25 protein-coding genes and 3 pseudogenes are annotated in these 26341 nt (G+C 38.0%); 13 read left to right on the top strand and 15 right to left on the bottom strand.

Annotated features, from left to right (window positions below; genetic code table 11):
* Positions 1-56: 56 nt before the first annotated feature.
* Genes pspC through pspA form a run of 3 tightly spaced genes read right to left on the bottom strand, consistent with a single transcriptional unit; the run spans position 57 to position 1349 of the window.
* Entirely contained in the window at positions 57-416 is a 360-nt protein-coding gene (pspC, locus tag AACL31_RS13015; protein ID WP_032114953.1) for an envelope stress response membrane protein PspC, read from the bottom strand.
* Positions 416-643, bottom strand: a complete 228-nt coding sequence (gene pspB / locus AACL31_RS13010; protein ID WP_032114952.1) for an envelope stress response membrane protein PspB — start codon at positions 641-643, stop codon at positions 416-418. The genes pspC and pspB overlap by 1 nt, the downstream gene beginning before the upstream one ends.
* Positions 644-683: 40 nt before the next feature.
* A complete protein-coding gene (gene pspA, locus AACL31_RS13005) occupies positions 684-1349 on the bottom strand; it encodes a phage shock protein PspA (protein ID WP_310512953.1) in 666 nt (221 codons plus the stop codon).
* A 204-nt stretch (positions 1350-1553) separates the two neighbouring features.
* On the opposite strand from pspA, the gene pspF reads away from it, so the two are divergent.
* From pspF to gstA, 8 genes are all read left to right on the top strand, one after another.
* Positions 1554-2549, top strand: a complete 996-nt coding sequence (gene pspF / locus AACL31_RS13000; protein ID WP_339053215.1) for a phage shock protein operon transcriptional activator — start codon at positions 1554-1556, stop codon at positions 2547-2549.
* Between the two features lie 239 nt (positions 2550-2788).
* Positions 2789-4459 (top strand): ABC transporter substrate-binding protein SapA, encoded by a 1671-nt coding sequence (gene sapA, locus AACL31_RS12995; RefSeq protein WP_310513551.1) that lies wholly within the window; start codon positions 2789-2791, stop codon positions 4457-4459.
* The gene (gene sapB / locus AACL31_RS12990; RefSeq protein WP_310513003.1) at positions 4456-5421 is read left to right on the top strand and encodes a putrescine export ABC transporter permease SapB; all 966 of its coding nucleotides are present in this window, start codon (positions 4456-4458) and stop codon (positions 5419-5421) included. The genes sapA (AACL31_RS12995) and sapB (AACL31_RS12990) overlap by 4 nt, the downstream gene beginning before the upstream one ends.
* Positions 5408-6298 (top strand): putrescine export ABC transporter permease SapC, encoded by an 891-nt coding sequence (gene sapC / locus AACL31_RS12985; RefSeq protein WP_310510876.1) that lies wholly within the window; start codon positions 5408-5410, stop codon positions 6296-6298. The genes sapB (AACL31_RS12990) and sapC (AACL31_RS12985) overlap by 14 nt, the downstream gene beginning before the upstream one ends.
* The gene (gene sapD, locus AACL31_RS12980) at positions 6298-7293 is read left to right on the top strand and encodes a putrescine export ABC transporter ATP-binding protein SapD (RefSeq protein ID WP_310513004.1); all 996 of its coding nucleotides are present in this window, start codon (positions 6298-6300) and stop codon (positions 7291-7293) included. The genes sapC (AACL31_RS12985) and sapD (AACL31_RS12980) overlap by 1 nt, the downstream gene beginning before the upstream one ends.
* Entirely contained in the window at positions 7290-8099 is an 810-nt protein-coding gene (gene sapF / locus AACL31_RS12975; RefSeq protein ID WP_032114946.1) for a putrescine export ABC transporter ATP-binding protein SapF, read from the top strand. The genes sapD (AACL31_RS12980) and sapF overlap by 4 nt, the downstream gene beginning before the upstream one ends.
* A gap of 173 nt (positions 8100-8272) precedes the next feature.
* The gene (fabI, locus tag AACL31_RS12970) at positions 8273-9064 is read left to right on the top strand and encodes an enoyl-ACP reductase FabI (RefSeq protein WP_032114945.1); all 792 of its coding nucleotides are present in this window, start codon (positions 8273-8275) and stop codon (positions 9062-9064) included.
* Between the two features lie 253 nt (positions 9065-9317).
* Positions 9318-9932 (top strand): glutathione transferase GstA, encoded by a 615-nt coding sequence (gstA, locus tag AACL31_RS12965; protein WP_339053214.1) that lies wholly within the window; start codon positions 9318-9320, stop codon positions 9930-9932.
* Between the two features lie 67 nt (positions 9933-9999).
* Here gstA and pdxY read toward each other — a convergent pair.
* The 4 genes and pseudogenes from pdxY to anmK form a co-directional block, all read right to left on the bottom strand.
* Positions 10000-10863: pseudogene (gene pdxY / locus AACL31_RS12960) on the bottom strand (pyridoxal kinase PdxY).
* Between the two features lie 163 nt (positions 10864-11026).
* Positions 11027-12301 carry a tyrosine--tRNA ligase gene (tyrS, locus tag AACL31_RS12955; protein WP_310512835.1) on the bottom strand — a complete coding sequence of 425 codons (1275 nt, stop codon included), beginning with the start codon at positions 12299-12301 and terminating at the stop codon, positions 11027-11029.
* Between the two features lie 116 nt (positions 12302-12417).
* Positions 12418-13071: a pyridoxamine 5'-phosphate oxidase gene (gene pdxH / locus AACL31_RS12950; RefSeq protein WP_310512834.1), complete on the bottom strand. Its 654-nt coding sequence runs from the start codon at positions 13069-13071 to the stop codon at positions 12418-12420.
* 35 nt (positions 13072-13106) lie between these two features.
* Entirely contained in the window at positions 13107-14219 is a 1113-nt protein-coding gene (anmK, locus tag AACL31_RS12945) for an anhydro-N-acetylmuramic acid kinase (protein ID WP_339053213.1), read from the bottom strand.
* Positions 14220-14545: 326 nt separating this feature from the next.
* Between anmK and AACL31_RS12940 the strand changes: the two genes are divergently transcribed.
* The gene (locus tag AACL31_RS12940; protein WP_310512832.1) at positions 14546-15013 is read left to right on the top strand and encodes a glycine zipper 2TM domain-containing protein; all 468 of its coding nucleotides are present in this window, start codon (positions 14546-14548) and stop codon (positions 15011-15013) included.
* Between the two features lie 98 nt (positions 15014-15111).
* Here AACL31_RS12940 and slyA read toward each other — a convergent pair whose 3' ends face one another.
* Positions 15112-15546: a transcriptional regulator SlyA gene (gene slyA / locus AACL31_RS12935; RefSeq protein ID WP_026823660.1), complete on the bottom strand. Its 435-nt coding sequence runs from the start codon at positions 15544-15546 to the stop codon at positions 15112-15114.
* A gap of 881 nt (positions 15547-16427) precedes the next feature.
* Here slyA and gloA point away from each other — a divergent pair.
* Together gloA and rnt are read left to right on the top strand one after the other, a co-directional pair.
* Positions 16428-16727: pseudogene (gloA, locus tag AACL31_RS12930) on the top strand (lactoylglutathione lyase); the annotation flags it as partial.
* Positions 16728-16789: 62 nt separating this feature from the next.
* Entirely contained in the window at positions 16790-17431 is a 642-nt protein-coding gene (gene rnt, locus AACL31_RS12925; RefSeq protein WP_310512831.1) for a ribonuclease T, read from the top strand.
* Positions 17432-17503: 72 nt separating this feature from the next.
* Here rnt and AACL31_RS12920 read toward each other — a convergent pair whose 3' ends face one another.
* Positions 17504-17851, bottom strand: coding sequence for a Grx4 family monothiol glutaredoxin (locus AACL31_RS12920; RefSeq protein ID WP_310512830.1), 348 nt, complete (start codon positions 17849-17851; stop codon positions 17504-17506).
* 244 nt (positions 17852-18095) lie between these two features.
* On the opposite strand from AACL31_RS12920, the gene sodB reads away from it, so the two are divergent.
* On the top strand, positions 18096-18677 hold the full coding sequence (sodB, locus tag AACL31_RS12915; RefSeq protein WP_310512829.1) for a superoxide dismutase [Fe]: 582 nt from the start codon (positions 18096-18098) through the stop codon (positions 18675-18677).
* Between the two features lie 111 nt (positions 18678-18788).
* On the opposite strand, the gene AACL31_RS12910 is transcribed toward sodB, so the two are convergent.
* Complete coding sequence (locus AACL31_RS12910; RefSeq protein ID WP_339053212.1) at positions 18789-19541, bottom strand: hypothetical protein; 753 nt, start codon at positions 19539-19541, stop codon at positions 18789-18791.
* A gap of 484 nt (positions 19542-20025) precedes the next feature.
* Here AACL31_RS12910 and pykF point away from each other — a divergent pair, with 484 nt between their 5' ends.
* A complete protein-coding gene (pykF, locus tag AACL31_RS12905) occupies positions 20026-21438 on the top strand; it encodes a pyruvate kinase PykF (protein ID WP_310512827.1) in 1413 nt (470 codons plus the stop codon).
* A gap of 32 nt (positions 21439-21470) precedes the next feature.
* Here the strand turns inward: pykF and AACL31_RS12900 are convergent.
* The 5 genes and pseudogenes from AACL31_RS12900 to sapA (AACL31_RS12880) form a co-directional block, all read right to left on the bottom strand.
* Positions 21471-21734 (bottom strand): annotated as a pseudogene (locus tag AACL31_RS12900) (ATP-binding cassette domain-containing protein); the annotation flags it as partial.
* Positions 21731-22726: a putrescine export ABC transporter ATP-binding protein SapD gene (gene sapD, locus AACL31_RS12895; RefSeq protein WP_339053211.1), complete on the bottom strand. Its 996-nt coding sequence runs from the start codon at positions 22724-22726 to the stop codon at positions 21731-21733. The gene sapD (AACL31_RS12895) and the pseudogene AACL31_RS12900, both read right to left, overlap by 4 nt.
* Positions 22726-23616 (bottom strand): putrescine export ABC transporter permease SapC, encoded by an 891-nt coding sequence (gene sapC, locus AACL31_RS12890; protein ID WP_310510876.1) that lies wholly within the window; start codon positions 23614-23616, stop codon positions 22726-22728. The genes sapD (AACL31_RS12895) and sapC (AACL31_RS12890) overlap by 1 nt, the downstream gene beginning before the upstream one ends.
* Positions 23603-24568, bottom strand: a complete 966-nt coding sequence (gene sapB / locus AACL31_RS12885) for a putrescine export ABC transporter permease SapB (RefSeq protein WP_310513003.1) — start codon at positions 24566-24568, stop codon at positions 23603-23605. The genes sapC (AACL31_RS12890) and sapB (AACL31_RS12885) overlap by 14 nt, the downstream gene beginning before the upstream one ends.
* Complete coding sequence (gene sapA, locus AACL31_RS12880; RefSeq protein WP_310513551.1) at positions 24565-26235, bottom strand: ABC transporter substrate-binding protein SapA; 1671 nt, start codon at positions 26233-26235, stop codon at positions 24565-24567. Before sapA (AACL31_RS12880) ends, sapB (AACL31_RS12885) begins: the two co-directional genes overlap by 4 nt.
* Positions 26236-26341 lie beyond the last annotated feature (106 nt).

Here is a 26341-nt window from a genome sequence, read left to right as displayed (position 1 = left end):
AAGTTTAATGATTTTACGGTAGAGCATTATTCACTCTACCCTAATTTGATAGTTAGTTACAATTTATTGATGCGACTATCAATACTGAAACTATCAGAAGTGATATAGCGCTCCATTTGGCGCAGTTTTTTTTCACCCGCTTTCAATTGCTGATCGATTTCATTCATTAACTTAGTCACTTTAACACTAATATCAGTTTCATCCTGATAACCTGCCGGTGCCGGTTCGATAAAAAACCACATTAACAGATAAATAACGATGGTAATGGCAAAAAATCCCAAGAATAATGCCACAACCGCCAGTGCCCGTACTAAATTAACCGGTAAATCAAAGTAATGCGCCAACCCGGCACAAACACCCCCAATCATACGTTGATCAGTACGTCGATAAAGTTTTCGCGCGCCCATTTTTGCCATTATATTTGCCTCCAATTTGGATGCTCTGCATCCAGAATATCTTCCAGCGCTTTAATACGTTGCTGCATGCGTTGTGCTCGCTCGGCTAACTGCGTTAGTCGCTGGATCTCATTCTGCGTCAATTGACTATGGCTATTTCCTTTTTTACCATAGTGGCACCATAACCAAATAGGCAGAATAAAGATAACAAAGATCAATAAAACTAACCCAATAAATATAGAGCCCATCACATTTCCTTATTCATCATTAATTTTGGCTACCAATAGATTACTCTTGTTTGTTCAGTTTAGCTTTCAACGCAGCCAATTGCTGACTGATTTCATCATCAGCTTTTAATTCAGCAAACTGTTGGTCTAAGGATTTTTGTTTACCTAAATGATAACTTTGCGCTTCACTTTCCATATGATCGATCCGCTGCTCAAACTGTTCAAACCGTGATAATGCTTCATCCAATTTACCACTATCTAATTGACGACGCACATCACGACTGGATTGCGCGGCTTGATGCCTTAATACCATAGTTTGCTGCTTTGCCCGTGTTTCAGTCAGTTTTTGCTCTAATTCAGCAATCTCGTCTTTCATACGTACTAATGTTTCATTTACCATAATTAGCTCACTTTTCAGTGTATCAATAATGGTAGCCACTTTTTGCTTTTCAATTAATGCCGCGCGAGCTAAATCCTCTTTATCTTTAACTAGCGCCAGTTCTGCTTTTTCTTGCCATTGTATAACTTGTTTTTCACCGCTAGCAATACGGCGCTCTAATCCTTTCTGCTCAGCTAAAGTGCGTGCCGAGATTGAACGAGACTCAACTAACATATCTTCCATTTCTTGGATCATTAAACGGATCATTTTTTGTGGATCTTCTGCCTTATCAAGTAAAGAAGCAACATTTGCATTAATGATATCTGCGAAACGTGTGAAAATGCCCATCGATAAATTCCTTAATTAATATTGAATGATTGATTTGTCATTAAATTTTTTTAACCTTAATCATTGATAAACAATATTCATGCCAATTTTACAAAAAAATATAACCATATGAAATAATTAAATTTTTATTTTGTTATCTTTTATTCTAATTTTCGTTATAATTTGCAGATTAATTAAAATGACCAATAAATGGCTAAAATGACCATGCAACTCTCTACAGATAATATTCTTGGCACTGCAGATAATTTCTTAGAAATACTGGAGCAAACTTCTGCACTTGCCAAACTGAGTAAACCGGTTTTAGTTACAGGTGAGCGAGGAACAGGCAAGGAGCTGATTGCTAGCCGTCTTCATTACCTTTCACCACGTTGGCAAGAACCATTTGTTTCCCTTAATTGCAGTGCACTGAATGAAAATTTATTAGATTCCGAATTATTTGGTCATGAAGCAGGCGCATTTACTGGAGCACAAAAAAGACATTTAGGCCGATTTGAACGGGCAGATCGAGGCACACTTTTCCTTGACGAGTTGGCAACCGCCCCCATGATTGTACAAGAAAAATTATTACGGGTGATCGAATATGGCCAACTAGAGCGTGTCGGTGGTAGTCAAAGCCTTAAAGTCGATGTTAGGCTTATTTGCGCAACCAACGCTGATCTACCCCAATTAGCTAGCAAAGGCTTGTTTCGTGCCGATCTACTTGACCGTCTGGCCTTTGATGTCATCCACATTCCGCCCTTACGTGAGCGATTAGCCGATATTATGTTACTGGCTGAACATTTCGCAATTAATATGTGCCGTGAGCTCAATCTCTCTTTTTTCCCTGGATTTACTGTTAAAGCACAAAAAAACCTGTCAGCTTATCCCTGGCCGGGTAATGTACGTGAATTAAAGAATGTTATTGAGCGTTCCGTCTATCGTCATGGCGATAGAGCTGAACCATTAGATTTGATTGTCTTCAATCCCTTTGCTAATGAGTCAATGATGTCGGTGGTAACAAAAGAAAACGATGAGCTACCTCAACTTCCCATTGATTTGAAACAATGGCAGCAGGTGGCAGAAAAAAATTTGCTCGAACAGGCATTACAAATAAGCCAGTTTAATCAGCGCTTGGCCGCTTCACAATTAAAATTAACTTATCACCAATTAAGGGGACTACTGAAAAAACATAACTTGCCAGAGAATCAAAATAACAAATAAGAATTAGTAATCGAGAAAGTGGCCATCCGATGCTGGCAAGAAAATTAAACCACTGGCAACAATCTAAGCAATATCGTGTCAGCAATAAATTAAAGTTACTATAATTATCAATAACGTTAGCAAAGCAGTTGGTTGACAATTTTTATCAACAAATTACTGATAATTTTATCAACTCTATTTTGTTGCATAACAGGAGTTAAGCTACAATAAAGCCATTCGCACTTATAATAGGTTTTTATATGCGGTACCTAATTTTATGGATTATTTTAATAAATGTAGGGACAATAAATGCATTAGCAGATACCCTTCCACCACAAATTCGTCAAAACAGTTTTATCTATTGTGTTAATGGCATTGTCACTACATTTAATCCGCAAATTGCCAGCACCGGGCTGATTATTGATCCACTAGCCGCTCAACTTTATGATCGATTATTAGAAGTTAATCCATTTACTTACAAATTAAATTCCGAACTTGCCTCGCACTGGAAATCATTTGATAAAGGAGCAACTTATCGATTTTATTTAAAACGTAATATTCCATTTCAAACAACAGATTGGTTCACACCGACACGAACGCTCAATGCCGATGACGTTGTGTTTAGTTTTTCCCGTATGTTTGATAAAAATCATCCTTATCACTATGTTGGGGGAGGCAATTATCCTTATTTCGATAGCCTGCAATTAGCTAACAATATCCGTAGTATTCGTAAAATTGATAATTATACTGTTGAATTTAAATTATATACCCCCGATGCATCATTTCTCTGGCATCTTGCAACTCGCTATGCACCAATACTTTCACAAGAATATGCGCAATATCTCAACAAAATTAATCATAAAGAATTTATTGATTGGCAACCTGTTGGCACTGGTCCTTTCATGTTGGTAGGCTATCAAACCGGTCAATTTATCAAGCTAAATCGGCATGATAACTATTGGAAAGGCAAACCTTTAATGCAGCAAGTGGTGATTGATCTGGGTGCCGGCGGTACAGGACGCATATCTAAATTATTAACCGGCGAATGCGATGTCTTAGCCTATCCAGCTGCTAGTCAATTAAAGGTGCTACGTGAAGATGCCCGTTTGCGGCTATCGATGCGAGCCGGCATGAATATCGCCTATCTGATTTTTAACACTAGCAAACCACCGCTTGATCAATTAAAGGTTAGACAAGCCATAGCGTATTCAATTAATAATGAAAGATTAATGCAATCTATCTATTATGGCACCGCTGAAACAGCAACTTCTGTTCTACCTAGAGCTTCATGGGCTTATGATAATCAAATTAAAGTGACAGATTATAATCCTGAAAAAGCCAAAGAAATGCTAGAAGAGCTCGGTTTGTCCGGTATGAAATTAGATATTTGGGTTCCCGTTATTTCTCAATCCTATAATCCGAGCCCGTTAAAAACTGCCGAACTTATCCAGGCAGACTTAGCAAAAGTAGGTATTAAGATGAATATTCATCCGGTAGAAGGCAATTTATTAGAAAATAAGCTGAGTGATCGTAACTATGACATGATTCTTGACGGTTGGTCGACGGATAGTAATGATCCTGATAGTTTTTTCCGCCCTCTACTTAGTTGCGCTGCTAAGGAATCACATACTAATTTGAGTAAATGGTGTAATCCTTACTTTGATGAACTTTTACGTAAGGCGCTAGTAAGCCAAAGTATTTCATCTCGCATTAATTATTACCACCAAGCGCAATCATTACTAGCAAAAGAATTACCCGTATTACCGCTAGCTTATTCATTACATTTACAGGCTTATCGCTATGATATCAAAGGGCTAGTTATTAGCGCCTTTGGTAACTCCTCTTTTGCCGGGGTTTATCGTGATGGGTCGATTAAAACCCCACTACCGGCTGACTCCTATTTTAATGACGAAGAAGGAGCAGCGTGGTGATTATTTACGTATTAAGGTGGTTACTACTTTTAATTATTACTTTATTTTTACTAACGCTGGTTAGTTTTAGTTTGAACTATTTCACTGCTGATGCTCCATTAAGTGGACTATCATTATGGGATGCCTATATTTTTTATTTAACCGGCTTATTACATTGGAATTTTGGTTTTTCTAGTATTAATGGTCAACCGATTAGCAGTCAGCTGAATGCCACTTTTCCTGCCACTATGGAGTTGTGCTTTTTAGCGTTTATTTTAGCTTTAATAATCGGCATCCCTACCGGCATTATTGCGGGTGTCTGGCGCAATAAACCAATTGATTACATTATTAAAATTTTTACCCTAATCGGTTTTTCTATGCCAATTTTTGTGTTGGCTTTATTATTTATCCTGCTTTTTTCATTGAAATTAGGCTGGTTACCGGTCTCTGGCCGAATTAATTTACTGTATGATCTTGAACCTGTGACCGGTTTTGCCCTGATCGATGTGTGGTTATCGAATTCAATCTATCGTAGCCAAATGTTTATTAATCTATTAGAGCATTTGATTTTACCCGTTATTACATTAGCTATTGCGCCAATTTCTGAAATGATACGTTTAATGAAAAATAGTACTGAAGCTGTTATGGGTGAAAATTATATTAAAGCAGCAGCAACCAGAGGACTCTCTCGCATTACCATTATCAAACGTCATGTCTTACACAATGCGCTGCCTCCTATTATTCCAAAACTTGGTCTGCAGTTTTCTACTATGATAACACTAGCGATGATCACTGAACTTGTATTTAATTGGCCAGGCTTAGGGCGTTGGTTAGTCACAGCCATTCGACAAAATGATTACTCAGCAATTTCTGCCGGCGTAATGATTATTGGTACTTTAGTTATTTTCGTTAATGTCATATCGGATATTTTAGGCGCTATGATGAACCCTTCTAAATATAAGGATGGGTATGTCTTCAGATAATTTTTATCGTGAACAAAAGATGCCATCCCCTATCCGGGTTGTCTGGCGATTTTTCTCTAATGATATTCTGGCAATGACTGGATTTTATGGTATTGCTTTTCTCCTGGTTTTGACTTTATTTGGCAGCTACTTAGCCCCCTATACCATTAACCAACAATTTTTGGGCTACCAGCTACTACCTCCATCCTGGTCGCATTATGGTAATGTGGCATTTTTTTTGGGTACTGATGATCTTGGTCGTGATATTTTAAGTCGATTACTTATCGGTACAGCATCTACCTTTGGCTCTGCACTTGTGATCACCATTAGCACAACGCTGGTCGGATTAATATTAGGTTGTTTAGCCGGCATTACCCATGGGTTAAAATCAGCTATTTTAAATCATGTGTTAGATACGCTGTTATCAATTCCCTCGCTACTCCTGGCGATTATTATTGTCGCTTTTGCCGGTTCAAGCCTTGAAAATGCGATGATAGCAATTTGGTTAGCCTTATTACCAAGAATTGTTAGAACAATTTACAGCGCTGTTCGCGATGAATTAGATACCGAATATGTTCTTGCCGCTCGACTTGACGGTGCTTCAAACTTTTATATCCTTTGGTATACCGTGTTACCCAATATCACACCTATCTTGGTAACAGAAATTACTCGCACTCTCTCTATGGCCATTCTGGATATGGCTGCGTTAGGCTTTCTTGATTTAGGCGCCAGATTACCGACTGCTGAATGGGGCACTATGCTCGGTGATAGTTTAGAATTGATTTATGTAGCACCATGGACAGTTTTTCTTCCTGGTGCAGCCATTATGATCAGCGTTTTATTTGTTAACTTACTTGGTGATGGCTTACATCGCGCCATTAATGCTGGGGTGGAATAATGCCATTATTAGATATCCGTAACCTCACTATTGAATTTATGACCGCCAAAGGGCCAGTGAAAGCCGTCGATAATGTTTCTTTACAGCTAAATGAAGGCGAAATTCGTGGCTTAGCTGGCGAGTCCGGTTCAGGTAAAAGTTTGATTGTTAAGGCTATTTGTGGCGTTACTAAAGATAACTTAAAAGTGACTGCCGATCGTTTTTATTTTCTTGATATTGATCTGTTAAAGCTCACCGCACGCCAACGACGTAGAGTGATAGGCCATAATATTTCGATGATTTTTCAAGAACCCCAGTCTTGTTTAGATCCAGCTGAAAATATTGGTAAACAACTTATCCAATCAATACCACAATGGACTTTTAAAGGTCGTTGGTGGCACCGATTTAGTTGGCGTAGGCGACGCGCAATTGAATTACTCCATCGAGTCGGAATTAAAGATCACGATGATATTATGTACAGCTATCCTTATGAACTTACTGAAGGTGAATGTCAGAAAGTGATGATAGCCATTGCGCTAGCAAATCAACCACGATTACTGATTGCCGATGAACCCACCAATGCAATGGAATCGACAACTCAAGCACAAATATTTCGCCTGCTTGATAGATTAAACCAAAACAATAACATGACAATTTTACTAATTAGTCATGATATGCAAATGATGAGCAAACTCGTTGATCGGATTAGCGTACTCTATTGTGGCCAAACCGTTGAAAGTGCAACACCTGAAGAGTTACTGGTCCGCCCCCATCATCCTTATACACAAGCATTAATCCGTGCTGTACCGGATTTTGGCAGCCCACTTCCGCATAAAAGTCGGTTAAATACCCTACCTGGGGCGATCCCTTCTTTAGAGCACCTACCAATCGGTTGCCGTCTTGGCCCTCGTTGTCCTTATGCACAAAAAACGTGCATTATCACACCGCTGCTACGCAGCATAAAAAATCGGGCCTTTGCATGTCATTTTCCTCTTAATATGGAGGAAACATCATGACAACACCGTTACTGGCAATAAAAAATCTGACTAAAACCTTTCGTTATCGCACCGGGTTATTTCAAACTCAACTATTAGAAGCAGTAAAACCCTTAAGTTTTACCTTAAGAGCTGGTGAAACCTTGGCTATTATTGGTGCTAACGGATCAGGTAAATCAACCCTGGCCCGCATGTTATCGGGTGTTATTGAACCTAGTGGTGGTGAAATCTTTATTAATGGTCATCAGCTTAACTTTGGCGATTATAGTTATCGCAGTCAACGCATCCGCATGATATTTCAGGATCCAAGTACTTCTTTAACCCCCAGGCAGCGTATTGGGCAAATTCTTGAGATCCCTTTAATTCTAAATACTTCACTTTCCGTTCATGAACGGGAAGAACGTATAGAACAGACTCTTCGCCAAGTTGGGCTATTACCGGATCACGCAGGCTATTATCCGCATATGTTAGCAGCGGGTCAAAAACAGCGAGTAGCGCTGGCAAGAGCGTTGATCCTGCAACCAGAGATTATTATTGCCGATGAAGCACTGGCGTCATTAGATATGACTATGCGTTCTCAAATCATCAATTTAATGCTTGAATTACAAGAAAAACAAGGTATTTCCTATATTTATGTTACTCAACATCTAGGTATGATGAAACATATCAGCGATAAAGTGTTGGTAATGGATAATGGTGTTGTCGTCGAAAGAGGTAATACCGCCGAAGTACTTGCTTCACCTTTACATGAAGTGACCCGACGCTTAATTGCCAGCCATTTTGGTGAACTTTTATCTGCCGATGCCTGGCGGCAAGATGTTAGCTAATATAAAGGCAGCAAAAACTGCTCGGATCAGCGAGGTAATACAACATATTTTCTTCTGTCATGATAAACTCTCTGCCGTTTATCAAAAAAATAATGCATAAATACCATCTACAATAGATAATTTATGCTGTGTATGTTATTGTTATTATTTGAAAATTTACAAGGATACGGCTTATGGGCTTTATGAGCGGCAAGCGCATTCTGATCACTGGTTTAGCTAGTAAACTATCTATTGCTCACGGTATTGCACAAGCAATGCACCAACAAGGGGCTGAACTGGCCTTCAGTTATCAAGGTGATAAACTGAAATCTCGCGTAGAAGAGATGGCAAACAGCTTTGGCTCTAGTATTGTTTTGCCATGTGATGTTGCTTCCGATGAAAGTATCACTACCTTATTTGCCGAGCTGGCGAAAGTATGGCCCAAATTTGATGGTTTTGTCCATTCAATTGCCTATGCACCAGCCGATCAACTTGATGGTGATTATGTCGATGCAGTGACACGCGAGGGCTTCCGGATTGCCCACGATATTAGTTCCTATAGCTTTGTTGCGTTAGCAAAAGCTTGTCGAAGTATGTTAAATCCTCATTCTGCCCTGGTTACCCTAAGTTATTTGGGCGCTGAGCGTGCGATCCCTAACTATAATATTATGGGATTAGCAAAAGCTTCCCTTGAAGCAAATGTTCGTTATATGGCTAACGCAATGGGGCCTGAAGCTATTCGCGTTAATGGCATTTCAGCCGGTCCAATCCGCACATTAGCAGCATCGGGCATAAAAGATTTTCGTAAAATGCTATCACATTGTGAATCAGTAACCCCCATTCGCCGTACGGTAACAACGGAAGATGTTGGCAATTGTGCTGCTTTCCTTTGTTCTAATTTATCAGCGGGTGTGACAGGTGAAATTTTACACGTTGACGGTGGTTTCAGTATTGCTGCTATGAACGAATTAGAGTTAAAAGCTTAGTACAATAATCAGCCCGCCAAATCTATTGATTGATAATGATACAATTTAACGGCGGGCTTACTGTTATAAGCAAGACAAATTAATGATACTGAATAAGATAATTTGCCATCAAATCGGTAATTATCCCTCTTTGATCATTATAACTAATTTGCTATCTTTAGCCTGACTAAAAATAAATCCATAAAATCTTTGGCAACTGCTATGCTGTTACTTTAACCGCAATAAACCCAATCAAATCCAAAGGAAGGTCACCATGAAACTCTACTATTCTGCCGGCGCTTGTTCACTTGTCCCACATATTGTATTAAGAGAAACCGGCTTAGATTTTAGTATTGAACGGGTTGATCTAAAGAAAAAATGTACCGAAAAAGGCGTTGATTTCTATACAATTAATCCTAAAGGCCAGGTGCCGGTATTACAGTTAGATAACCATGATATTTTGACTGAAAATGCGATTATTTTGCAATATATTGCCGATCAAGCCGCTGACTCAAATGATAAATTAATCGCACCAATGGGCAGCCTGCAACGTTATCATCAGCTCGAATTGGTTAATTACATTGCAACAGAATTACATAAAGGTTTTAGTCCACTATTTTCACCTTTAACACCGGATAATTACCGTGAGATTGTGATAAAATCCTTGATCACTAAATTTAGCTATATGGAAAATTTGTTGGTTAAGCGTAAATTTATCAGCGGTGAACACTTTACTATTGCTGATGCTTATTTATTTACTATTTATCGTTGGACTACGGTAGTTAATATTGACCTCAGCCAATATCAACATCTAACACAGTATGTTGAAGAAAAAATTAGCCAACGTAAAAGTGTACAGGAAGCATTAACTACTGAAGGTTTAATCTAATTTTAGCTTTGTTTGTTGCTCTTCAGCTTTGATTTAGCTTGAAGAGCAATGTCCTGCGATAAAATGGTTAATCAAGCTGTACCGCTTTAAAGTGATAAGCTGGATTTACCATTTTATCTTGCGCAGCAACCAGTTGTAATTCATATTTATCCATTGCTTTCGTCTTTAACACCACTTCATAAACCGCTGCCGCTACATGCTCTAATGCACTAGATAACGATTTGCCGTTTAATAAATTGACCAACATTAAGCCGCTGGTAAGATCGCCAACCCCAACCGGCTGCTGTTTACCAAAATCAATAAGTGGCCGACTGATATGCCAGCAATGCGCTTTGGTCACTAATAGCATTTCAAAACAGTCGGCATGATAACCGGCACGACTGAGATGTTTTACTAAAACCGTTTGCGGGCCTTGTTGACACAATTCTCTCGCCGCTAATAGCGCTTGTTCAACATTAGTAATCGATTTTCCAACTAATGTTTCCAGCTCTTATAGGTTAGGCGCCATTATGTCGCAGATAGGTAAAGCTTCATGACATAAAAACTCAGCCACACCCGGGGCAACAATACAGCCTTTTTCAGCATGTCCCATTACCGGATCACAGAAATAGCAAGCAGCAGGGTTACTTATTTTTATCTGTTTAACAATATCAACAATCGCTTTACCTTGTTCGGCAGAACCAATATAACCCGTCAGAACCGCATCACAATGTTTTAATTGGTGGATCTTAGCAATTCCGTTAACAATATCTGTTAAATGTTCAGGCGGCATAACACTACCTGTCCATTGTGGATATTGTGTATGATTAGAAAATTGCACCATATTCAGGGGCCAGACATCAATTCCCATCCGTTGCATGGGAAAAACCGTGGCACTATTACCCGCATGGCCAAAAACAACATGCGACTGAATTGATAGAACACTTTTCATATATCACTCATTTTATTTTTGATAATACTCGCTGTTACAAAACAAAGTCGTTACTTTCTAAACAAGCAATTAACACATTAGTAATTAATCTAATAAATACCAATAAGTTAATCGCTATGTTAGACAAAACTTATAGTGATTAAATTTACCCTACTATGCCCCATTATTGCCAATTAACTAAGCAGTAATGTTTTTTACCACGCCTGATCAAAGAATAACGGCCAAATAGACGATCTTCCGCAGTAAAAACATATTCAGCATCAATACATTTCTTACCATTAATTGCGACCGCATTTGAGCTTATCATCGTTCTTGCCTGACCACGTGACGGGACCAATTTCGCCTCGACTAATGCCTGCTGTAAATCTGCCCCTGAATTTAATTTGATCATAGGCATGCCATCTTGCGCCAACTGAGCAAAATCAGCTGCAGTTAATGCAGCAATCGTATCGGAAAATAAGCTTTCGGTGATTCGTTTGGCAGCATGTAAGCCCTCATCGCCATGTACTAACTGGGTAACTTGCTCCGCTAATACATACTGTGCTCGTGGGGCTTTACCACTGTTTTGATCCTCACTTTGCAAGGCGTCAATTTCTTCAATTGGCATAAAGGTAAAAAACTTAAGAAAACGGTACACATCCGCATCAGCAGTATTAACCCAAAATTGATAAAACTTATATGGGCTGGTTTTTTGCGGATCTAACCAAACCGCCCCCGCTTCGGTCTTGCCAAATTTAGTTCCATCAGATTTAGTAATTAACGGCACCGTCAAACCAAAAACCTGTTTTTGATGTAAACGTCGAGTGAGATCAATGCCTGAAGTAATATTGCCCCATTGATCAGAGCCGCCTATCTGTAATTCAACATTATGTTGGTGACAAAGGTTGGCAAAATCATAAGACTGAAGCAAATTATAGGAGAACTCAGTAAAAGAGATGCCTGCATCATCGCGCTCAAGTCGTTGTTTAACAGCTTCTTTATTAATCATTTGATTAACAGAAAAATGTTTACCGATATCGCGCAAGAAGGTCAAGACATCCATTTGACCAAACCAATCATAATTATTAACTACCTTGGCACTATTTTTACCACAATCAAAATCAAGAAATGGCGAAACCTGTTGACGAATTTTTTCTACCCATTGCTGCACTGTTTCATTGGTATTTAATTTACGCTCAGTGGCTTTAAAACTTGGATCGCCAATTAAACCTGTCGCCCCACCCACTAAAGCTACTGGTTGATGTCCCATTTGCTGTAAACGCTTTAAACATAGCAAAGGAACCAAATGCCCTAAGTGCAAGCTATCAGCGGTTGGATCAAATCCACAATAGAGCGCTACTGATCCCTGGGATAGTTTCTCTATTAATGCCTTTTCATCCGTCAGCTGAGCTATTAAACCCCGCTCTTGCAATTGTTCAATTAGGTTCTTGCTAACCATCAATAACTCCATCAATTTTTTTATTTCGTCGATTTTGTGGATAAATATAATATAAATAAGCGCAATAGAATAAAACGCGAGTCAAATAAGTGCCAGTTAAAAATCATTTTTTCCGTTTATGGCGCCAAGCGATCAATTTGCCAATGATCATGTTGCCATTGATACAAAAATCGATCATGTAGCCGTTTAGTGCCACCTTGCCAAAATTCAACGCTGTTAAATCTGACGCGATATCCGCCCCAAAAACTAGGTAAGGGAATTTCACCATTTTTAAATTTTTGTTTTAATTCAAAAAATTTATTTTCCAATAGACTTCTAGCAGAAATTTTTGCTGATTGTTGTGAACCCCAGGCCGCTATTTGACTATCTTTTGGTCGACTATGAAAATATTTTATTACCTCAAGTGGAGTGAGTTTTTCTGCTTCACCCAAGAAGCAAACCTGACGCTCTAACTGATACCAGGGAAATAGTAAACTGACTTTATTGTTATGAGCGATATGTTGTGCCTTGCGACTAGATAAATTGGTATAAAATATCAGTCCATTTTTATCATAATGTTTAAGTAATACAATGCGTTGGTATGGTTGTCCATCGCTGTCTACGGTTGCAACAGACATGGCTGTTGGATCGGCTAATTTTGCTTTATAAGCCTGATTTAACCAACGGTCAAACAATACTAATGGCTGATCGGTTAAATCCTTACGTCTTAAACCACCTTGGGTATATTCCCGTCTTAAACTAGCAATATCCAACTGAATTTTTTCTACCATTTTTTTGCCTCTGTCTTGTTACGATAGATATCATGTTATTCACTATTGGCCGGATAAATTGCGCCTAATACTGTTTCCTGGTTAGCGCCAGTAACAGAGGGTAAATTGCCTGGCAAACCCGATAAGGTACGAGCCGCTAGCCAAGCAAAAGCCAAAGCTTCGACATTATCTCCACTCAAACCATATTTATCTGTTGATGCCACCACAATATTGGTTAACAATTCGCTTAACCTTGCCATAAGATAGCTATTTTTAGCTCCTCCACCACAAACCAACAAACAATCCGCTTTGTCATAAAGCAAAACCTGATCAACGATTGAACGGATGGTTAATTCTGCCAAAGTGGCCTGTACATCCTGGGCTGATAAATTTAAGTACGATGTCAGATATTTTTGTAACCAAGCAGAATTGAAATATTCTCTACCCGTACTTTTGGGCGCTGGCCGCTTAAAATAGGGATCCGCTAGCATTTCAGTCAGAAGCGACTTATTAACCCGCCCTGAGCGCGCCCAATCGCCGTTATTATCATAAGGTTTATTTAAATGTTGATTGGCCCAGATATCCAACAGCATATTTCCAGGTCCGGTATCATAGCCTTTAATTATTGAATTCCCAAATAAAGTAGTAAGATTAGCGATGCCACCTATATTTAAAATAATACGATTTTCATCAGGATGACTAAGTACCTTGTGATGAAAAGCAGGTACTAAAGGTGCACCTTGCCCACCATACGCCATATCTCTACGACGAAAATCGCCTACTACGGTGATGTTAGTTAACGCAACAATTCTATTATTATAGTCTAACTGCAGAGTAAAAGGCCGTTGGCCAGTAGGTTGGTGCCAAACTGTTTGCCCATGACACCCTATCGCGGTAATATCTGTGGCCGATAATAATTGCTGTTTTAATAGGTTATTGATCGCTTCACCATATAACGAGCCGAGCTGATAATCAATTTCACCTATTGTTGCTAAGGTGACCGCTTGACCTTGACATATAGACAAGACTTGATTTTTTAATTCAGTGGGAAAAGGAAAGGAAATCGCACCTAGCTGAATCACATTTTTGTCATCAATCTCAGCCAAAACAACATCAACCCCATCAAGACAGGTACCTGACATCACCCCTATATAGCGACCTGCTTTCATGTTTGACCTCTGATTATTTTATCTATACTTCGTTTTAGTCATTCAATATACTTATTGGCACAGTTTTTCACTTCAAACATTTAACTCATTGAAATAAAATAAAAAAGTAACAGTTTAAAAATATTTTAATTAAAAATAAATTAATTAAGCTGAATTTATTACTTTAAGAAAAAATTATTAATGTTTAGACTATATTTAGATTGTAGAAAGTAAATTAATTTTACTATTTGTCTGATTATCCAGTTCGTTTATATACAATAAATTATGATATTTGTGTATTCATGATTATTATTACACTGTAAATCAGATTTCCAAAAGGAGTAATCATGTTAAAGCAAGTTCTCGTCGGTATTTTTACAGTAACAGCTTTATCGGGCTGTATAAATACAGGTAGTCTTTCTGGGGACACTTATACCACATCTCAAGCTAAACAAGTACAAACTGTAACCTATGGTACCGTTACTCGCGTAACCCCGGTTAATATTCAAGCTGGTGGTGACGAAAACATCATAGGAGCACTGGGTGGTGCTGTTCTGGGTGGGTTATTGGGTAATACGGTTGGCGGGGGAACAGGAAAAACCCTTGCAACGGCAGCCGGTGCGATCGCCGGTGGTGTTGCCGGTCAAAATGTTCAAGGGGCACTTAACAAAACAAAAGGCGTTCAACTGGAAATCAGGTTGGATAATGGCCGAGTTATCTCTGTGGTGCAAAAAGATGATCCAAACAGCTTCCGTAATGGCCAGCGTGTATCTATTATAGGTAGTGGAAATAACATTACTGTTTCACCTCGTTAATTCAACTTAAATAGCATACGCGACTAGATTTAGAAAATTAGCCGCGTATGCATTATATTATAACGCCATTTGTTCTTTTTTTATTACGCTATCATTTATTACGAATGATTATGTAACCGAATAATATTTTGCTCGAGTTTTAATATCAATGAATAAAGTGTATTTAATTCATCATGTGTAATACCTCCTAATATCTCCTTTCGGGTTTTTTCAATTACATCATCAACCTGTTTAATAAATGGCATCGATTCTTCTGTTAATTTAATTCTTTTTGCTCGTCTGTCGTTGACACAGGTGTGACGCGTGATCAATTTCTTTTCTTCTAATTGATCGAGAGTTCTAACTAGCGATGGTTGTTCAATACCTATTGCTTTAGCCAATTGAATTTGTGATTGATCAGGTGGTAACTGGCTAATGTTATATAAGGTTACCCAATGAGTTTGGGTGAGCTTTAATGGTTTCAGACGATGATCAATCAATGCCCGCCAGACTCGAACTAAACGCGCAAGATCAGTTCCTATTTTTGATTCCAATTGTTCCTCCTTAAAAATAGAATACCATCTACATCTATAATTATTAAATTGCCAATTAATATCCCAGAAACATATATCCATTTCTATTCACTAAAATATTAATATAGAAATGGGTAAAGATTTAAATTTATATTTAGCATAATAATATATAAACTTATATTTCATTATTAGTATATTAAGTTGACTTAATTAGTGTTCTAATCATTACCCACTTATTTACTATATAAAACAAAAGGCTATTAGTTAAATATCCTTATAAGAATAGCCTTCATCTAAATTCTATTCTATATGTTTTTATATTAATATTATTTTTAATTTACAAAAAATAGACAATAAAAAATAAAAATCATTATAAAACAAGTTATTATAAATACTTTTAAAAGCATTTATTCAGCTATACTTAGATACTAAGTCTATATTGATTTTTAATAAATTACCTGAAAGTTGAAAAAAACTAATAAAACAACATTATATCTTAAATAAATAATACCAAATAAAATAAGCTAATAAGTCAACAAATAATTTAAAAATAAAAATTATAGCAAGGTAATAAATTAATACATCGACTATTAGCAATAATAAAAAAACAATTGTTATGCATTACTAATGTATAACTTGTAAATGAAAAATATCCGTTCAGTTTACAATATTATGATAACAAATAGCTTATAACAACATCAGCGATTAGTTATAATTGAATAGCTACTATAAAGTTAACTGAACGATATTTTCAAGCCGTCAACAGTTGACACTAAAGTGACGCAATCAATTATATTGTAAATTTTAATTAATAAACCAACTATATAAATTGAAATAATAGTCAGGTTCACGTTATATTAATATCAGTAATGAATGGTTTTTAAACTTAAAAAGAGGCTTATATGCGCTTACTTCATACCATGTTACGGATTGGCGATCTGCAACGCTCAATTCATTTTTATACTGAAATATTAGGTATGCGTCTATTACGCACAAGTGAAAATCCTACATACAAATACTCCCTCGCCTTCGTCGGCTTTGATGATGAAAGTAAAGGTGCCGTAATCGAATTAACCTATAATTGGGGTGTTTAGCATTACCAGATGGGTACCGCCTTTGGTCACATTGCATTAGGTGTTGATAACGTTGCAGATACCTGTAGTAGCATAAGGCGAGCAGGCGGCAAGGTGACGCGCGAAGCATTATGCATTTTAGCCAAAATTTGGCATAATATCTTTATTCTCAAGTATAAAGTCTTAAGCAAATGTCTAATAAAAAAAATGGTGTTAACACGCTGGCAAAGCGTTTTCGAGGTTATTATCCTATCGTTATCGATGTAGAAACTGGTGGGTTTAATGCACAACAAGATGCGCTATTAGAAGTTGCGGCTATGACGCTAAAAATGGATCAAGGGGGTTGGTTAGAGATTGATGAAAAACTCCATTTCCATGTTGAACCTTTTGCAGGAGCAAATACAGAAGCAACTGCACTGGCTTTCACTGGCATCGACCCAACGAATCCTTTACGTAACGCTGTCGACGAGTATACCGCTTTACATGCAATTTTTAAAATGGTTAGAAAAGGTATTAAAAATAATGATTGCAATCGGGCAATTATTGTTGCCCACAATGCCAATTTTGATCATAGTTTTATCATGGCTGCCGCTCAACGAGCAAATCTAAAACGTAATCCGTTCCACCCTTTTGCGACTTTCGATACCGCCACCCTCAGCGGGCTGGTTTTTGGTCAAACAATTTTAGCTAAAGCTTGTTATACCGCAGGGATCCCTTTTGATGGTAAACAGGCACATGGCGCTCTTTACGACACCGATAGAACGGCATTACTGTTTTGTGAAATCGTCAATAAATGGAAAAAATTAGGTGGCTGGCCATTAATAACCGATTAATGATCAAAGGCAGTGGTAACGCATAATTTTACTGCCTTCTAATTAACTATTTATTTTGTAAGGGTTATTTAGCTACTCAGTGCCTGGCTGTTCTGAAGTGCGATATTTATCGGCAGTGGCGGTGATCAATTCCTGTAATTTACCCTGCTGATACATTTCAATAATGATATCGCAACCACCAATTAGCTCACCATCAACCCATAACTGAGGAAATGTTGGCCAGTTTGCATACTTAGGTAACTCACTACGAATATCAGGGTTTTGCAAAATATCTACATAAGCAAAACGTTCACCACAAGCAGAAAGAGCTTGAACCGCCTGGGCAGAAAAACCACAGCTTGGAAATTTAGGTGAGCCTTTCATGTATAAAAGAATTGGATTTTCTTTTACCTGGCGCTCAATTTTTTCTATTGTCGTCATTGTTACTTCCTTAAAAACTAAATCTATTATTTTGCACTACGCGAACATAACATTGATATAGAATACCATTTTCTATCAATACTTGATAACCCTTTGCTGCTATCTTTATTATGTTCCAATCGTATTTAATAAAAATTGATTAACATAATTATTAAGTTATCTATATAAAAAATGATAATTTCAATATGTTTATATTTTGTATTTATCAACTGGTTGCGCGATACGAATAAAAAAGGAGTCTGCAATGTCTTTCCAATTACCACCATTACCTTATGCTAAAAATGCTTTAGAGCCCCATATTTCTCAAGAAACGTTAGAATACCATTATGGCAAACACCATAGCACTTATGTCAATAATCTAAATAATTTAATTAAAGGGACTAACTTTGAGGGTAAATCATTAGAAGAAATTATAAGAACCGCCCAAGGAGGCATATTTAATAATGCTGCCCAAGTCTGGAACCATACCTTTTATTGGCACTGCTTAGCGCCTAATGCTGGTGGCGAACCAACAGGTAAAATAGCTGAGGTCATTAATCAACATTTTGCCGATTTTGAAAAATTTAAGCAGCAGTTTACCGATGCGGCGATCAAAAATTTTGGTTCCGGCTGGACATGGTTAGTCAAACAGGCAAATGGAAAGCTTTCCATCGTCAATACTTCTAATGCCGCAACACCAATCAGCGGTGATGATAAACCATTACTGACTGTTGATATATGGGAGCATGCTTACTACATTGATTATCGTAATGCACGAGCGGAATACTTGATAAACTTTTGGTCGCTGGTTAACTGGCAATTTGTCGAACAAAATTTGTTGCCATAATTTATTGGATATTACATTATTTATAATACTGGGTTAGTAAATAAACGAATTTTATCATTGATCTAGCCGCTACATCACTGTGAGTTTTTCTCTTAATTAGTTGTCTATTGCTCAGTTAATTGATGGATCATCATCTTCAATTAGCACTCTAACTAAAGAAATGCTTTCATTTGATATTTCAGCTTCATCATTAGCAGTAGCCACTGAAGTTTCCCTTGACCTTGCTCGAGCTTCTGCTGCTCTTATTGCAGGAAGATTGGCTTCTTCAAAGTCTTCTTGCTCGCTTTGCGCTAGCAACCTATCAAACTCATCAACATTGAGAGTAGAATTTGTACTATTTTCTTCGCTATTTAACGATAAAAATTCACTTCCTGCTGCTGGCTGAGAGGCTCGCGCACGTTCTAATTGTTCGATATAGGGGCTGAGATCGCAGAATGTTTCTTCAAAGCACTCCACTTCTTCAGCTAAATCAAAATTGGGATTACTAAGTGGTGAAAGCCGAATATTACAATCCAAGTTGAATGACATATTCGACCGCTGATAAAGAGATATTCCAGGAGCAATGTCTATAGTCATATTCAAGGTCATATTAGGCACTAGCTGCTCATCTTCTGATCGAATCTTAGTGCATTGCATTGATAACGTTTGGTGGTTTGTACTTGTCGATTGCGCCGTACCCAAACCTGTTCCGTTGTTGATTGCGGCCGACTGCCATTGGATATGATTATTACTAACTGTTCGGATCTGCTGTCCTAGTTGGGCGCCAATTGGTTGCGATGAAGAAATAGTAATATCACCCACCTCACCAATCTGAATAGCTGTTACGCGGTTATGCGATTGAGTATGATTAATCTGATTAAACATCAATATCCTCCTTGATTTACTTATAAATATTTAGCTAAATCCAATTTTAAAAAATTAAATATCAAATATTTGCTTTTATTTAAGATGTAATAATGTTATTCCCTTTCCAGTATACAAATAAACAGTTAGTTTATCAGTCAAATTTTATCATTTCAGATAAAATCTAACGGCACTGTTATCTGCTAGTAAATATTGTGGTGATTAGCATATGTTTATATTGGTTTCTCGTTGATAGCATGAATAGTAATAACTACAATATCATAATAAGTTATATATCATTCAAATGATGCAACTGCCAATATAGTGGCCAGTTGCAATAATAAGGCATGATATTTATACTTGTGCCACTTACTTTATCGTTATTAAATACCAGTGGATTTTTAGCTATTCGTTACGGCGTATAACCTATATCAAAACAAAAACCTGATATAAACACCGCAATTAATTAATAAAATACTGCTATAAAACCTGTAGATTAATTGTCATGAAAAAAACCAAAATTGTTTGTACTATCGGCCCTAAAACTGAATCTGAAGAAAAACTCTCGCAATTACTTAATGCTGGCATGAATGTCATGCGGCTAAATTTCTCACATGGTGATCATGAAGAACATGGTCAACGCATTAAAAATCTACGTGCTGTCTGTAGCCAAAAAAACCAACAGGCTGCGATATTATTAGATACAAAAGGGCCAGAGATCCGCACAATGCGGCTTAAAGATGGCAACGATGTATCGCTAATCGCTGGACAAAATTTTACCTTTACCACCGACACCTCAGTGATTGGTAATCAAGATCGGGTTGCTGTGACCTACACCGGTTTACCTGATGATCTTAAACCAGGTAATACTATTCTGGTTGATGATGGCTTAATTGGTATGGAAGTTTTATCCGTTACCGCTAGTGATGTCATCTGTCGAGTACTTAATAATGGCGATTTAGGTGAAAATAAAGGCGTTAATTTACCTGGCGTTTCAATTGGCTTGCCGGTACTGGCGGAAAAAGATAAACAAGATCTGATTTTTGGTTGCCAGCAAGGCGTTGATTTTGTTGCTGCTTCCTTTATCCGTAAACGCGCTGATGTAGAAGAAATCCGCGCCCATCTAGCGCAGCATGGTGGTAAAAATATCCAAATAATCTCTAAAATTGAGAATCAAGAAGGATTAAATAACTTCGATGAAATTTTAGAAGCCTCTGATGGGATCATGGTGGCACGAGGTGATCTTGGCGTCGAGATCCCAGTTGAAGAAGTTATCTTTGCGCAAAAAATGATGATCGAAAAATGCGTTGCTGCCCGTAAAATTGTCATTACGGCCACCCAAATGTTAGATTCGATGATCAAAAATCCGCGCCCTACTCGTGCTGAAGCCGGTGATGTTGCTAATGCTATTTTGGACGGTACAGATGCCGTTATGCTATCTGGTGAAAGCGCGAAAGGAAAATATCCTATCGAAGCGGTAAAAATTATGGCGACTATTTGCGATCGTACCGATCGTGTTATGCCAAGCCGCATTGATGATAGTAAAATAAACCAAAAATTACGCATTACTGAAGCAGTTTGTCGCGGTGCGGTTGAAATGGCGGAAAAATTAAACTCTCAATTGATTATCGTGGCAACCTATGGCGGTAAATCAGCAAAATCAGTACGTAAATATTTTCCAACAGCACCGATCCTTGCTTTAACAACTAATGAAGAAACTGCCCGTCAATTATTATTAGTTAAAGGCGTTATTCCACAATTAGTCAAAGAAATTGCCTCTACAGACGATTTCTATCGTATTGGTAAACAAGTTGCCTTAGCTAATAATATGGCCGAAAAAGGTGAAGTTGTTGTTATGGTTTCAGGTGCATTAGTGCCAAGTGGTACAACAAATACCTCATCTGTCCATATCTTATAATTCTATTAGCCAAAATAAATTCCTCCAAATAATTGACTGCGATAACTATAATCGCCAAAGTTAAGCTGATGACCATTAATAAAGATTTCACCACCACTAGGTTCAATAACACCCGATAACATGCGGGCCAGGGTTGATTTACCTGATCCGTTAGCACCAATAATAGCCAAGGTTTCACCAGCTCTTAAGGTAAAACTTAAGGGTTTTACTGCTTCTAATAGTTGAGTTTGAAATAACCCGGTGCGATAACGAAAGGTTTTAGTCAGATTTTTTATTGCCAGTAACGGTGTTGTCATGATGTTTCCTCCATATTAAGAGGAAAATGACATGCAAAGGCCCGATTTTTTATGCTGCGTAGCAGCGGTGTGATAATGCACGTTTTTTGTGCATAGGGACAACGAGGGCCAAGACGGCAACCGATTGGTAGGTGCTCTAAAGAAGGGATCGCCCCAGGTAGGGTATTTAACCGACTTTTATGCGGAAGTGGGCTGCCAAAATCCGGTACAGCACGGATTAATGCTTGTGTATAAGGATGATGGGGGCGGACCAGTAACTCTTCAGGTGTTGCACTTTCAACGGTTTGGCCACAATAGAGTACGCTAATCCGATCAACGAGTTTGCTCATCATTTGCATATCATGACTAATTAGTAAAATTGTCATGTTATTGTTTTGGTTTAATCTATCAAGCAGGCGAAATATTTGTGCTTGAGTTGTCGATTCCATTGCATTGGTGGGTTCATCGGCAATCAGTAATCGTGGTTGATTTGCTAGCGCAATGGCTATCATCACTTTCTGACATTCACCTTCAGTAAGTTCATAAGGATAGCTGTACATAATATCATCGTGATCTTTAATTCCGACTCGATGGAGTAATTCAATTGCGCGTCGCCTACGCCAACTAAATCGGTGCCACCAACGACCTTTAAAAGTCCATTGTGGTATTGATTGGATAAGTTGTTTACCAATATTTTCAGCTGGATCTAAACAAGACTGGGGTTCTTGAAAAATCATCGAAATATTATGGCCTATCACTCTACGTCGTTGGCGTGCGGTGAGCTTTAACAGATCAATATCAAGAAAATAAAAACGATCGGCAGTCACTTTTAAGTTATCTTTAGTAACGCCACAAATAGCCTTAACAATCAAATTTTTACCTGAACCGGACTCGCCAGCTAAGCCACGAATTTCGCCTTCATTTAGCTGTAAAGAAACATTATCGACGGCTTTCACTGGCCCTTTGGCGGTCATAAATTCAATAGTGAGGTTACGGATATCTAATAATGGCATTATTCCACCCCAGCATTAATGGCGCGATGTAAGCCATCACCAAGTAAGTTAACAAATAAAACGCTGATCATAATGGCTGCACCAGGAAGAAAAACTGTCCATGGTGCTACATAAATCAATTCTAAACTATCACCGAGCATAGTGCCCCATTCAGCAGTCGGTAATCTGGCGCCTAAATCAAGAAAGCCTAACGCAGCCATATCCAGAATGGCCATAGAGAGAGTGCGAGTAATTTCTGTTACCAAGATAGGTGTGATATTGGGTAACACGGTATACCAAAGGATATAAAAGTTTGAAGCACCGTCAAGTCGAGCGGCAAGAACATATTCGGTATCTAATTCATCGCGAACAGCGCTGTAAATTGTTCTAACAATTCTTGGTAATAAGGCTAACCAAATTGCTATCATCGCATTTTCAAGGCTTGAACCGGCAAAAGCGACAATAATAATCGCCAGGAGTAGCGAGGGAATTGATAACAGCGTATCTAACACATGATTTAAAATAGCTGATTTTAACCCATGGGTAATGCCGGCTAAACAACCTAATATTAATCCGACCAGCGTTGTGCTAATGGTGATCACAAGTGCAGAGCCAAAGGTAGATGCTGTACCTATAAGTAATCGACTTAAAATATCACGACCAAGATCATCAGTACCCAAAAAAAATGCCACATTACCATAATGCGACCAGGATGGAGGTAGTAGCTGGTAGCCCAAAAATTGTTGGTTAATGGTATAGGGGGCTAAGTAGCTGCCAAATAAAGTCAAAACCAGGAGAAAAGCAATACCATAAAATCCAGTCATTGCCAGAATATCATTAGAGAAAAATCGCCAGACAACCCGGATAGGGGATGGCATCTTTTGTTCACGATAAAAATTATCTGAAGACATACCCATCCTTATATTTAGAAGGGTTCATCATAGCGCCTAAAATATCCGATATGACATTAACGAAAATAACTAAAGTACCAATAATCATTACGCCGGCAGAAATTGCTGAGTAATCATTTTGTCGAATGGCTGTGACTAACCAACGCCCTAAGCCTGGCCAATTAAATACAAGTTCAGTGATCATCGCTAGTGTTATCATAGTAGAAAACTGCAGACCAAGTTTTGGAATAATAGGAGGCAGCGCATTGTGTAAGACATGACGTTTGATAATGGTAATGCGAGAGAGTCCTCTGGTTGCTGCTGCTTTAATATAATTTTCACCCATAACAGCTTCAGTACTATTTTTCATTAAACGTATCATTTCAGAAATTGGCGCAATAGCTAATGTAATAACGGGTAAAATCAAATGCTCTAATAGATTAATAAACATTTGGCTACGATAGATTGAATTCGATAACCACACATCGATCAGGGCAAAACCGGTCACAGGTTCAAGATCATACAGTAAATTAATTCGGCCAGAGACCGGTAACCAGCCTAATTTCAATGAAAAAAGCAGGATAAATAATAAAGCCAACACAAAAATTGGCATAGAAAAACCGATTAGGGTAAAAATTTTAATAATGTAATCAATTGGTTTATTGCGCCAGACACCCGCAATAATGCCGGTAGGGATGCCGATTATTAAAGCTAAAATAAACGCCAAAAAGCACAACTCCATAGTGGCAGGAAAAGTGGCATTCAGCTGACTGCTAATCGGTTGACCATTAATACTAGAAAAACCAAAATTCCAATGTAATAAGCCGGTTAAATAAAAAATATAGGCATCCCATAATGATAGTCCACTTAATGGAGCATCAGCAGTGAAATAGTTCAAACTAAAACTAACCAGCGTTAGTAAAAATAAAGTAATAATTAAAAGTAGTAACCACCTTAATACGTAAATAATCACCACGCTGCTCCTTCTTCGTCATTAAAATAGGAGTCAGCCGGTAGTGGGGTTTTAATCGATCCATCACGATAAACCCCGGCAAAAGAGGAGTTACCAAAGGCGCTAATAACTAGCCCTTTGATATCATAGCGATAAGCCTGTAAATGTAATGAATAAGCTAGCGGTAATACGGGTAATTCTTTTGCTAGTAATGATTGCGCTTGGTGGTAATAATTAATGCGAGATGAAATACTTTGGCTTACTAGTGCCTTACGTAAAAGTTCATCAAAGTAAGGATTACACCATTTACTCAAATTAGTATGTGATTCCTTAGCAGCGCAACTAAGTAGAGGGCGGAAAAAACTATCAGGATCATTACTATCCGTCGACCAACCGTCAAGAATCATGTCATAGTTACGATCACTCAGCTTATTTTCTAATAAATTGCCTTCTACCGGATGAATATTCATCTTAATGCCTACTTTTGCTAAGTCTGCCTGGATAAGTTCGGCAGTTTTTAACGGGCTCGGATTATAGGATTGAGAAATAACGGGAACCCAAATATCTAATTTCATACCGGACAAACCGAGCTCTTCTAGCATTTCTTTGGCTTTTTCAGGATTATAATCTGTCACTTTAATTTGATTATCATAAGCCCATGAAGCTCTAGGTAGAACAGAAGTTGCTGTTTCAGCGGTGCCATAATAGATAGATTGCATTAATCTTTCATTATTAATTGAATACGCTATGGCTTGTCTAACCTTTAATTGATCAAGCGGTGGTTTGCTAGTGTTAAAAATCAGATAGGCGATATTCATGCCGGCTCGCATCGATAGCCGCAAACGGGCATCTTCACGTAGCACCTTTAATTGACTAGCAGCTGGATAGGCTAAGACATCGCATTCGCCGGTTAATAATTTAGATATGCGTCCTGTACCGCCGGCACCCAGATCAATCACCACTTGCTGCATTAAAGGTTTGCCTTTCCAATAGTTATCATGCCGATTTAGCTTGATAAATTGACCGGTTTGATAGCCTACCAACATGAAAGGACCAGTGCCAACAGGTTGCCAATCAATAAATTCTTTATGATTAATTTTGTTGAGATATTGCGCATATTCTTGTGAAAGTATTGGTGCATAGCGAGTTGCAAGATGCCAGAGAAATGATGCATCGGGGGTATATAATTTAAATTCAACAGTATAATTATCAATTTTACGAATACTACGGATATTGTTAGCTAATTGCAGGCTATCGAAATAAGGATAATTGCCTCCCCCAACATAGTGATAAGGATGATTTTTATCAAACATACGGGAAAAACTAAACACAACGTCATCGGCATTGAGCGTTCGTGTCGGTGTGAACCAATCTGTTGTTTGAAATGGAATATTACGTTTTAAATAAAATCGATAAGTTGCTCCTTTATCAAATGATTTCCAGTGCGAGGCAAGTTCGGAATTTAATTTGTAAGTAAATGGATTAACTTCTAATAATCGATCATAAAGTTGAGCGGCTAGTGGATCAATAATCAGCCCGGTGCTGGCAATTTGCGGATTAAATGTAGTGACAATGCCATTAACACAATAGATAAAACTGTTTTGACGAATTTGTGGTGGAAGGGTATCTGCTAATGCATTTATTGTCCCTACATTTATTAAAATAATCCATAAAATTAGGTACCGCATATAAAAACCTATTATAAGTGCGAATGGCTTTATTGTAGCTTAACTCCTGTTATGCAACAAAATAGAGTTGATAAAATTATCAGTAATTTGTTGATAAAAATTGTCA

This window comes from Arsenophonus endosymbiont of Crataerina pallida, from assembly GCF_964020125.1.
GTDB lineage: Bacteria > Pseudomonadota > Gammaproteobacteria > Enterobacterales > Enterobacteriaceae > Arsenophonus > Arsenophonus nilaparvatae.
This window is presented reverse-complemented; position numbering and strand designations above follow the sequence as displayed.